Origin of the sequence: Dokdonia sp. Hel_I_63 (assembly GCF_007827285.1) — a bacterium.
Lineage (GTDB): Bacteria > Bacteroidota > Bacteroidia > Flavobacteriales > Flavobacteriaceae > Dokdonia.
Genome location: NZ_VISD01000001.1, coordinates 2,051,196 through 2,062,529, shown reverse-complemented (window position 1 = coordinate 2,062,529; position 11,334 = coordinate 2,051,196). Strand labels below are relative to the sequence as shown.

The 11,334-nt window shown below is 38.3% G+C and carries 11 protein-coding genes; 6 read left to right on the top strand and 5 right to left on the bottom strand.

Features of this window, described 5'->3' with window-relative positions:
* Positions 1–6 precede the first annotated feature (6 nt).
* The 3 genes from JM84_RS09070 to JM84_RS09060 all read left to right on the top strand — a co-directional run bounded on the left by JM84_RS09070 (position 7) and on the right by JM84_RS09060 (position 3,644).
* The gene (locus JM84_RS09070; protein WP_144783832.1) at positions 7–897 is read left to right on the top strand and encodes a dienelactone hydrolase family protein; all 891 of its coding nucleotides are present in this window, start codon (positions 7–9) and stop codon (positions 895–897) included.
* Between the two features lie 5 nt (positions 898–902).
* A complete protein-coding gene (locus JM84_RS09065) occupies positions 903–1,376 on the top strand; it encodes a nuclear transport factor 2 family protein (RefSeq protein ID WP_144783830.1) in 474 nt (157 codons plus the stop codon).
* 90 nt (positions 1,377–1,466) lie between these two features.
* Positions 1,467–3,644 (top strand): B12-binding domain-containing radical SAM protein, encoded by a 2,178-nt coding sequence (locus JM84_RS09060; RefSeq protein WP_144783828.1) that lies wholly within the window; start codon positions 1,467–1,469, stop codon positions 3,642–3,644.
* A gap of 45 nt (positions 3,645–3,689) precedes the next feature.
* Here JM84_RS09060 and JM84_RS09055 read toward each other — a convergent pair whose 3' ends face one another.
* The 3 genes from JM84_RS09055 to JM84_RS09045 form a co-directional block, all read right to left on the bottom strand.
* Positions 3,690–4,556 carry a hydroxymethylglutaryl-CoA lyase gene (locus tag JM84_RS09055; protein ID WP_144783826.1) on the bottom strand — a complete coding sequence of 289 codons (867 nt, stop codon included), beginning with the start codon at positions 4,554–4,556 and terminating at the stop codon, positions 3,690–3,692.
* 96 nt (positions 4,557–4,652) lie between these two features.
* Positions 4,653–6,215: an NAD(P)/FAD-dependent oxidoreductase gene (locus JM84_RS09050; RefSeq protein WP_144783824.1), complete on the bottom strand. Its 1,563-nt coding sequence runs from the start codon at positions 6,213–6,215 to the stop codon at positions 4,653–4,655.
* Positions 6,216–6,304: 89 nt separating this feature from the next.
* Positions 6,305–6,574, bottom strand: coding sequence for a DUF4834 domain-containing protein (locus JM84_RS09045; RefSeq protein ID WP_144783822.1), 270 nt, complete (start codon positions 6,572–6,574; stop codon positions 6,305–6,307).
* A gap of 30 nt (positions 6,575–6,604) precedes the next feature.
* On the opposite strand from JM84_RS09045, the gene JM84_RS09040 reads away from it, so the two are divergent.
* From JM84_RS09040 to JM84_RS09030, 3 genes are read left to right on the top strand one after another with little or no spacing between them, the layout of a single operon-like run.
* Positions 6,605–7,678 (top strand): transporter, encoded by a 1,074-nt coding sequence (locus JM84_RS09040; RefSeq protein ID WP_144783820.1) that lies wholly within the window; start codon positions 6,605–6,607, stop codon positions 7,676–7,678.
* Between the two features lie 18 nt (positions 7,679–7,696).
* Entirely contained in the window at positions 7,697–8,836 is a 1,140-nt protein-coding gene (locus JM84_RS09035; RefSeq protein WP_144785169.1) for a GNAT family N-acetyltransferase, read from the top strand.
* A gap of 40 nt (positions 8,837–8,876) precedes the next feature.
* Positions 8,877–9,302: a hypothetical protein gene (locus JM84_RS09030; RefSeq protein ID WP_013752326.1), complete on the top strand. Its 426-nt coding sequence runs from the start codon at positions 8,877–8,879 to the stop codon at positions 9,300–9,302.
* Between the two features lie 25 nt (positions 9,303–9,327).
* Here JM84_RS09030 and JM84_RS09025 read toward each other — a convergent pair whose 3' ends face one another.
* Positions 9,328–10,194 carry a hypothetical protein gene (locus JM84_RS09025; protein WP_013752327.1) on the bottom strand — a complete coding sequence of 289 codons (867 nt, stop codon included), beginning with the start codon at positions 10,192–10,194 and terminating at the stop codon, positions 9,328–9,330.
* Between the two features lie 133 nt (positions 10,195–10,327).
* A complete protein-coding gene (gene gap / locus JM84_RS09020) occupies positions 10,328–11,329 on the bottom strand; it encodes a type I glyceraldehyde-3-phosphate dehydrogenase (RefSeq protein ID WP_013752328.1) in 1,002 nt (333 codons plus the stop codon).
* Between the last annotated feature and the right edge of the window lie 5 nt (positions 11,330–11,334).

Below are 11,334 nucleotides of genomic sequence, written 5' to 3'. Positions count from 1 at the left end.
AAGCCTATGAAACCATTAAGAAAAGAAGATATTGCTCAAGGAGTTTTTGATCTTTATGACGACTACGCTCATAATAAAATAGACCGAAGAATCTTTATCGAACGTTTATCTGTATTTGCTGTAGGCGCGGTAACGCTACCAGCACTGCTTAGTTTTATGACACCAGATTATGAAACAACGCAAACCGTAGCGCAAGATGATCCTACTATAGATAGCGACTACATTCAGTACGATTCTCCCAAAGGTGGCGGTAGCATTAAAGGATTATACTCAAAACCTGCAAATGCAACAGGCAAATTGCCTGGAGTCATTGTGGTACATGAAAACAGAGGACTCAATCCGTACATAGAAGATGTAGGAAGACGTACTGCTAAAGCTGGGTTCTTATCCCTAGCACCAGATGCTTTAAGTCCGCTGGGTGGGTATCCTGGTAATGATGATGATGGTAGAGCGATGCAACGCAAGCGAGATCGTCTAGAAATGCTAGAAGATTTTATAGCTGCCTATCACTATCTTAAGAATCATGAAGACTGTAATGGCAAAGTTGCTGTTGTAGGTTTTTGTTTTGGAGGATGGGTTTCAAATATGATGGCAGTTTTATTACCTGATCTTGCAGGAGCTGTTCCGTTCTATGGAAGACAACCAGATGATGAGCAAGCCGCCGAAATCAAAGCTCCGCTCCTACTACAATACGGAGGACTCGACGAGCGCGTAAATGCCGGATGGCCCGCTTTTGAAAAAGTGCTTACTGCAAATAATATTCCGCATACGGCTCACTTTTATGAAGGTGTCAATCATGGATTTCATAATAACACGACTCCGCGATTTGACGAGAAAGCCGCTACGCTCGCTTGGGATAGAACGATAGCATTTTTTAATACATATCTCAAGGCCTAGTCTTTATGAACCACAATACTCTTATTGAAACATTTTACAAGGCGTTTACTAACGGAGATGCAGCAGGAATGACTGATTGCTATCATGATGACATTATTTTTTCTGATTCTGCGTTTGGAACCTTAAAAGGTAAAGAAGCTAAGGCCATGTGGCACATGCTTATCGAGCGTGGTAAAGGAGCCAATAAAGTGAGCTATAGTAACATTGAAACCACAGCCACCACTGGAAGCGCGCAGTGGACGGCCCGCTATCCATACGGACCAAAAAAACGTCCCGTAGTAAATCATGTGACTGCAAACTTTACATTTAAGGATGGTAAAATCATAGAACATCACGACACTTTTGATATGTATAGCTGGACCAAACAAGCACTTGGGTTGCCAGGAGCTTTATTAGGATGGTCAGGATTTATGCGCAACTCGATTCAAAAAAAGACGAATGGGATGCTAAAAATGTACATGGAGAACAATGCGCTATAGAACAGCTTACTTTTAAAGTGTCACGTTACTCATATCCATAGTGTGGAGTAATTCAAGTATCTTTATGCCCCGTTAGAAAAAGCATTCTTTTTGAAAGATATTTTACTCATCACTCCGCCATTTACGCAACTCAACACCCCTTATCCAGCTACGGCATACATTAAAGGGTTTTTAAATACTAAGAATATCTCATCATTCCAGATGGATCTAGGTATAGAGGTGATTTTGCAACTATTTTCGGCAAAGAAGTTTACAAGGCTTTTTGAGATTGCCCACGAGCATAACACGATTGTTTCAGATAATTGCAGGCGTATCTTTGCAATGCGAGATACATATGTAAAGCTACTTGATGACGTAATGTCCTTCTTACAAGGAAATAACCAAACCATCGCTAGACAAGTATGCACGGGCAACTTCTTACCACGCGCTTCTCGTTTTGATCAGCTAGATGATATGGAGTGGGCTTTTGGTGAGATGGGAATGCAAGACAAAGCAAAACACCTTGCCACACTCTTTCTAGAAGATTTATCGGACTTTATTGTAGAATGCATTGATCCTAATTTTGGATTTAGTCGCTATGCTGAGCGTTTGGGTCAGAGTGCAAACTCTTTTGATGAGTTATATACCTCGTTACAAGATGACTTTACTATTGTAGATGAGATTACTATAGAGATTTTAGAAGCACGCTTTCGCGAAAGCGTACCAAAACTAGTATTACTGTCGGTTCCATTTCCAGGAAATCTATACAGCGCCTTTAGATGTGGGCAGTGGATTAAAGAACACTATCCAACAGTTAAAGTGGCTATGGGAGGTGGTTTCCCTAATACAGAGTTACGAGAATTAACAGACACAAGAGTCTTTGAATTTATAGATTATATCACGCTAGATGATGGCGAACTTCCAGTAGAACTTCTTGTAGAAGATGTTGTGCAAAACGTTGAAAACCCTACCTATAAGCGCACATTCATACTAGAAAATAGTGAAGTTGTTTACAAGAATAACACGCTCCGTCAAGATTATAAACAAGCATATCTCGGCACTCCCGACTATTCAGATTTATTGCTTGATCAGTATGTCTCTGTGATTGAGATTGCAAACCCTATGCACAGCTTGTGGAGTGATGGTCGCTGGAACAAACTAACCATGGCGCATGGTTGCTATTGGGGTAAATGTACCTTTTGTGATATTTCGTTAGATTATATAAAAATCTACGAACCCATCGCTGCGAGTATTCTCGTAGATCGTATGGAAACACTTATAACGCAAACTGGAGAAACTGGTTTCCACTTTGTAGACGAAGCCGCGCCACCAGCATTGATGAAAGCGCTTGCGCTAGAAATCATCAAACGTAAACTGGTGGTCACCTGGTGGACAAATATTAGGTTTGAGAAAAACTTTACTAAAGATTTATGTAGACTTCTCAAAGCCTCTGGCTGTATTGCCGTTTCTGGCGGACTAGAAGTCGCTTCAGATAGACTATTGAAGCTTATTGATAAAGGGGTAACCGTTGCACAAGTTGCTCAAGTCACACTCAACTTCACGGAGGCAAATATTATGGTGCACTCCTACTTGATGTATGGATATCCTACTCAAACCGAGCAAGAAACGATAGATAGTCTTGAGATGGTACGCCAGCTTTTTGACCTCGGCATTATACAATCTGGATTCTGGCATCAATTTGCCCTTACCACGCACAGCCCTGTAGGTAAAGACCCCGAGAGCTACGGAGTAACTCCACATTATAACGAGATTACCTTTGCAAATAATGATGTAGACTTTAGTGATAAAACAGGTATAGACCATAGCAAATTCAGCTACGGACTTAAGAAGTCCTTATTCAACTACATGCACGGAATTGGGTTTGATGAAGGATTACAAGAGTGGTTTGACTTTGATGTTCCTAGCACAACAATTCATCCACATGTGATAGAAGATAGTCTTCAAGACGAATTACAGTTAAGCACAAAATCTACCTCTAGAATACTGTGGCTTGGTTTTGCTCCCACGCAGAGAACATTTAAAAAGAAAAAACGCGAACTCACAGAGCTTACGTTTCACGATCAAACAGGAACTACACAAATTACGGTAGATACTCAGGATGCACTTTGGCTAATTGATATGTTAGAAATCGCGAGCCCACATCAAGATAAGTTACCGACTTACGCAGCACTCAAGACTTCGTATGAGGAAACGCAAGAAAATTTTGAGTTATTCTGGTATTCGAAGGCGATGCTAAGTTTGCGAGAAGCAGGACTCCTCGTCATATAAGATTATAGGTTGTTGAAGGTACGCTTTCGCGAAAGCGTAAAAGAATTAATGGTACTTCTGAAAGATTTTTAAAGCTTCGTTGTAGCTACTTTCAAAACTCATTGCATTCACGTTATCATTTGCCTTTACAGAGGCAAAATAAGAAACGAGTTTCTCTGTAGGCATGTTACCCGTAAGATCATCTGCTGCCATAGGGCAACCTCCAAAACCTTGAATTGCACCATCAAATCTGCGGCAACCAGCTTTATAAGCGGCATCAACTTTCTCATGCCATGTCGTTGGCGTTGTGTGAAGATGAGCGCCAAACTCCACTTCTGGGTAACGCTTAATAAGATTAGAAAAAAGATAATCAATCGTCTCTGCATCTGAAGTACCTACGGTATCTGATAGTGAAAGTATTTTTACTCCCATACTGCTGAGCTTCTCTGCCCACTCCCCTACGATATCCACATTCCACGGATCACCATATGGATTACCAAATCCCATAGAAATATAAACAACGAGCTCTTTATCCTTAGAAGAAGCGAGCTCTATAATATCTTTCAATAAATCTACAGATTGTGCGATAGTTTTATGCGTATTACGCATCTGGAAGTTCTCTGAGATAGAAAATGGATAACCAAGATAATCTACCATTTCATGCTGCACGGCATCTTGAGCACCACGCAAGTTTGCCACAATAGAAAGTAACTTACTATCGGTTTTTGAGAGATCAAGACTATGTAAAACCTCTGCAGAATCCTTCATTTGAGGAATCGCCTTAGGCGATACAAAACTTCCTACGTCTATGGTGTCAAAACCACAGCGTAATAATGATTGTATATATTGAACCTTAGACTCCGTAGGAATCCAGTCTTTTATACCTTGCATCGCGTCACGAGGACACTCAATAATTTTTACATTCTCATTCACTACGTAAAAGTAGGAGTTTCAATTGTTGTATCACAACTAGAAGCGACAATTAAGTGACGATTTTATAATTTAATTGTCAACAATATTTAACAGCATCTACTGCTGCGCTTCTTGTTTTGCAACAATTTTATCTACACAGTTTATACCGTCAATTGCCGCCGAGATAATCCCTCCAGCATATCCAGCACCTTCACCACATGGATATAATCCCTTAATCTCTACATGCTCAAGTGTTTCCCAATCGCGAGGAATAGAAACTGGAGATGATGTACGACTTTCTGGAGCGTGTATTACAGCATCATTAGTGAGGTAGCCTTTCATTTTTCTTCCAAAACCTAAGAACGCTTTCTTTAATCGTTTTGCAATTAAATCTGGAAGCACTTTATTCAGATCTACTGCTACAATTCCTGGTTGGTAGGAGGTTTTAGGAAAGTCTTTTGACACACGACCATCTATAAAATCACGCATACGTTGTGCAGGGGCAGCTTGTGTTTTTCCTGCCGCTTCCCAACATGCACGCTCTACCAACTTTTGAAAGTCTAAACACACAAAAGGATCTCCCTCTTTGTAATTAGGCAAATCTTCTGGAGTTACACTTACCACAATTCCTGAGTTTGCATATGGATTATCACGTTTTGACGGGCTCCATCCATTAGTTACAATCTCTTCTTGATCTGTAGCACAAGGAGCTATAATTCCTCCAGGACACATACAGAAAGAGTATACTCCTAGTCCGTCCACCTGCTGTACTAGGCTATAAGAAGCTGGTGGTAAATATGGATTATCACCATCTGAGTGATACTGTATATCATCTATAAGTTCCTGCTGGTGCTCAATGCGCACGCCTATAGCAAAGGGCTTTGCCTCTATCTTAATGTTACGTTTATGAAGTAAGTAAAATATATCTCGTGCAGAATGACCAGTCGCAAGAATTACATTATCGAAATTAAGCCAATCGGTATCATTAACTTGTATTGCTGTAATGGCGCTATCTTCAATTTTGAGATCTGTAAGTTTAGTATCAAATCTCACCTCTCCTCCATACTCGATGATGGCTTCACGCATCGCAGTAATGATTTTAGGCAATTTATTGGTGCCTATATGTGGGTGTGCATCAACTAAGATATCTTCTACCGCCCCAAAGTGTACAAACCATTCAAGTGCTTTGAGTACGTTACCACGTTTTTTCGAACGTGTATATAGTTTACCGTCAGAATATGTGCCTGCTCCTCCTTCTCCAAAACAGTAGTTAGAATCGGGATTTACAATATGTTCCTTATTGATAGCAGCTAGGTCGCGTCTTCTTGCACGTACATCTTTTCCTCGCTCAAATACGATAGGTTTCAATCCACCTTCTACGGCACGTAGCGCAGCATATAATCCTGCGGGACCAGCACCTATAATTGCAATTTCCTTTGCATTTGAAACATCTTGGGGTACAAAAGGAGGAATCTGGGGACGCTCTTCTCCATTTTTCCAAAATTCAATTTGTAGTGAGACTTTCACTGGTGATTTGCGAGCATCTATAGATCGCTTGCGTATATCCCATTCTCTTACATCATCTGCTCTTAGTCGGGCTTTTTTAAAGGCAACTTCTGCGATGTAATCATCATCTTCTGCTTGGTATGGGAGTACGTTTATTTGAACAAGTGTAGACATAGCGCGAAGATAAGTCCTTACCATCTTGAAACCGAACTAGAATTTAAAAATTGAAACGTAATTTTTAGGAATTGTAGACAAAAAGAAGATTAGTCTATTTCTTCATAGTCTACATATTCACCTACTACTTTTGACGCCTTTTTAGGTACATCTTTAGTTTGAGCTGTAGGTCTTTGTGTTTGTTGTGCTTGCTGCTGGAAACCTTTAAAAGCGTTTTCCATTTTCTGTCCCGCTTTTTTAGTAATGTATTTTACGAAATAAGGCCAAAGTAATTTACCTAAGAATCGCAACCCAAAATAAACCATCAATATGATGGCTAATGTTTTTATGAAACTAGGAATTTCTGCAACTAAGAGCATAAATATAGCTTTTAGACAAAATTAGTAATTATGAATCGCAACAATACCCCGTATAAGCTTAAAAAAAAGATAAATTCTCCTATATTTGATATACTAACCTACAAACCTATGCATACGTTGCGTTTTTTAACCTCAGCCTTTATATACTTAGCACTCGTGGCTACAGCTACTGCTCAATATACTGAGACAATTAATTCAAACAGACCTGGAGAATCCCAAGGTGCTTTTAGTGTAGGCACTCGAGTTTTACAAGTAGAGACAGGTTTTGATATAGGTAACGACACCCACTCCTTATTACAAACAGATACAGATATAATAGGCTATAATCTTAATTTAAGATATGGTTTGTTTTTTGAAAATCTAGAACTAAATGGACTTATGCGTTATCAACGTAACGAAGTTTCCTTTACTTCTGGATCTGCTCCATTAGACCCTATATCTGGACTTGAAACGGTACAAATAGGAGCAAAATATTTAGTATATGATCCTTACAAATACGCTCAAAACGAGGTAAATCTATACAGCTATCATGCTAATAACCGCTTCAAGTGGAAAACATTAATTCCAGCAGTAAGTGTTTATGCCGCCGGTGTTTTTGACTTTACAAATAGCCAATTTAACACCGTACGCGAAGACGGGATTAGTCCTAATATTGCTTTACTATTACAGCACAACTGGGGTCGTTGGGTATGGGTAAATAATATCATTTTAGACAGAGTAGGGACAGAATTTCCTACTAACTCTTGGATTACTACGATTACGCACTCCTTCAATGAGAAGTTTGCTGGGTTTGCAGAGTACCAACTTATAAGTGGCGATTTATATGCAGACTATATAGTAAGAGCTGGTGGTGCATATTTAATCACAAAGAATCTTCAGGTTGATTTAGGTGGTCTTGTAAACTTCAAGGATACACCGTCTAGATGGAATGTTTCGGCAGGTGTTTCATACCGACTAGACCTACATGAGAAAGACGAAATTATAGAAGATAAAAATGCGGCAGATGACAAGAATAGTTCATCTAAGAGACAAGCAAAACGCATAAATAAAAAGAAACGTAAAGATGCTGTAGATCCTGATGGTCAAAGCAACGATACAAACTAACTCCCCTAAATGCAATCGATGATTACCCTTAAGGAAATGATTACCCCTAGAGAACTTAAACAATTTGTTAAGTTCCCATTTTCCCTATATAAAAACGAACCTAAATGGGTACCTCCTATCGTGGCAGATGAGCTAGATAGTATGGATCCAACAAAAAATCCTGTATTTAAAAATGCTACTGCTCGTTATTTTCTCGCTTTCGCGAAAGCGAAAAATGGAAAAGAAGAAATAGTAGGAAGAATCTGTGCCATTATAAATGATATAGAAATTAAAGAACAAGGAAAGCCAAAAATGCGTTTCGGTTGGTTTGACGCTATTGATGATATCGAAGTAACCAAGGCACTGCTTGCTAAGGTTACCGAAATAGGAAAAGAGAATAATCTGGAGTTTATAGAAGGTCCGGTAGGATTTTCTAATATGGAAAAAGCAGGATTACTTGTAGAAGGTTATGAGTATATGAATACCATGATAACTTGGTATAATTTCCCATATTATAAAGACCATTTTGAGCAATTAGGATTTGAAAAAGCTGCCGAATGGGTAGAATTTAAAATACAAATTGATCCGCCAGAAGCACAGAATCCAAAGGTTAAGAAGTTTGCAGATATCATTGCAAAAAGATATGAGCTTAGTCCGCTAGAGTTTAAAACCTCTGCAGATGTAAAACCTTATGTAAATGAGATGTTTGGTTTGCTTAACAAAACTTATGACAAGCTAAGTACGTTTGTACCTATACAGCAGTACCAGATTGATCATTATAAGGAAAAGTACATCAAGTACATACATCCAGATTTTATTAAATGTGTCCAAGATAAAGATGGAAAACTAGTTGCATTTGCTATTACTATGCCTTCATTTAATGAAGCACTCAAAAAAGCGAATGGAAGTTTATTCCCTTTTGGTTTTTATCACTTGCTTAAAGCGAAAAAGCGAAATGACACTGCTGCGTTCTATCTCATAGGTATTGATCCAGAATATCAAAACAAAGGAGTTACTGCGGTAATCTTTCAAAAAATGCAAGAGCTTTTTAATAAGCGAGGGATTACTCAAGTTGAGACTAACCCTGAGCTAGAAGAAAACAAAGCCATACAGCAGCTGTGGAAAAACTATGAACATATTCTCCATAAACGTAGAAGAACCTATAGAAAGGACTTCTAGCAACTACGCTAAAAAATTTTAAAAGCAAAAACCAACTATCATGATAGATGCTTTAAGCCTTTTTCAACTTCTTATTGATTTTGGGCTCGTGGTGTTGATCCTTATGGTACAACTCACCATTTATCCTAGTTTTCTGTATTACAAGACTGAAGATTTACTAAGCTGGCATCAGAAGTATACAGGTGCCATAGCGGTTATTGTAGGTCCATTAATGCTTGCACAACTTGGAATGGCTATCTACGCATTAATAGCACATCAAGAATTTTTATTTGGGAGTATGTATTTGTTACTAGTCACTGCTACGTGGATATCTACGGCAGTCTTGTTCGTACCTATTCACAATCGGATTGGAAAAAGTAAACATACCAATAAGGACCTACAAAAGCTTGTACATCATAATTGGATACGAGTAATACTTTGGGTTTTGATCATGTTGCTAAGCCTATTTAAGTACTATCTAGCTTAATAATCTAAGACATTGCTACAAACGGTTAAGCTTCTAAAATGTGCTGCTTATGATGAGCAACTAAGCCATCAATAGGTCTTTTTAAAATTTTACCAGGTGTTAATCCAAAACCTTTAAGCACTTCTTTTAATTCTGCTTGTAAATAGAAACCTATAGAGCCTACAAAGTGAATTGGTATTTCCTTAGCATCTGGAAATTGAAGCACTACTTGATGCTCTATAAAGAGAGAAAGTCCTCTCATTATTACACCTTGGCAATAATCCTCGTCCTTATTTTCAATAAGAAAACGAGCAAAAGTTGCTAGATATGTATTAGGGTTAGGGTTTTTATATAAATGATTTTTAATATTTTCTGAGGTAAGGTCATATTCTGTCTCAAACTTCTCTGATAAATATTTAGGCATTTTTCCAAACTTATAGTCTCTTATAAGTTCTGCTCCATAGTAATTACCACTAGCGTCATCCATTAATACATAACCCAGTGACACTACTTTTTGAATGATATCATTACCATCAAAATAACTACAGTTGGAACCAGTACCTAGTATACAAACGACGCTCTTCTCACCTTCTGTAGCAGTTGCATATAGTGCAGCATATGTATCTTCCTTAATTACAATCTCATCTGCCTCCTTAAATATCTCATCAAATACCTCTCTTATGAGTTCGCGAGGTTTTGTAGTTCCACAACCTGCTCCATAAAAGTAAAGTCCTTTTACTTTTTTTCGATCCTTATATAGCTCAAAATTATTTACGATGCGTTCACGTAAAATTTCTTGTGATAATACCTGCGGATTTAAGCCCAATGTTTGAGTCTGGAAGAGGTGTTTACCATCATCAGAAAGTGCGATCCAATCTGTTTTTGTGGATCCGCTATCTACTACTAAGATCATATAGAAGTGTGTAAGATTGTGTATAAAGAGAAAATAATGCGCTACGAGAGCGCATATATAGTTGTATGATAAATAATTCTAATAGCTATTGAAGTATTGCACATCAATAGCTACTAGATTATAAATAACGGTATTATAGGCCGTTAATCTTTTCTGCTAGGTCTACTAGTTTGTTTGAGTAACCAAACTCGTTATCATACCATGATACTAGCTTAAAGAATTTTGAGTTAAGCTCAATAGAAGCGTCTGCATCAAAAATACTTGTGCGATCATCACTTACAAAATCTTGAGATACAACTCCTTCTTCTGTATATCCTAAGATTCCTTTCATTGAACCTTCAGATGCTTTTTTGAAAGCAGCTTTAATTTCTTCTAGACTAGTTTCCTTTTTAGTACGTACTGTAAGATCTACTACAGATACATCTACTGTAGGAACTCTAAACGCCATACCAGTAAGTTTACCATCTACCGCAGGAAATACTTTTCCTACTGCTTTTGCTGCTCCTGTAGAAGCTGGCACAATATTTACAAGTGCACTACGACCTCCACGGTAATCCTTTTTAGAAGGACCATCTACTGTAAGTTGTGTCGCTGTAGTTGCGTGGATTGTAGTCATAAGACCTTCTTCAAGACCCCAATTATCCTCTACTACTTTTGCAAGTGGTGCAAGACAGTTAGTTGTACAAGACGCGTTAGAAACAATCTTATGATCTGCTGTTAATTTCTCGTCGTTTACACCCATTACAAACATAGGTGCATCTTTAGAAGGTGCAGATATCACTACCTTTTTTGCTCCTGCTTGAATATGATAATCTGCAGTATCAAGTGTAGTAAAAATACCTGTACACTCTGCTACAACATCTGTATCCACTTCATCCCACTTAAGGTTTTTAGGATCACGCTCTGCAGTAATACGTATTGTTTTACCATTTACCACTAGGTTTCCATCTTTTACATCAATGGTTCCATCAAAACGACCGTGCACAGAATCATACTTTAAAAGATATGCAAGGTGCTCTACATCTAGAAGGTCATTTATTGCAACCACATCTACATTATCTCGCTTTACAGTTGCTCTGAAAACAATACGTCCTATTCGTCCAAAACCGTTTATTCCTAATTTCAAGTTTGCCATCTTAT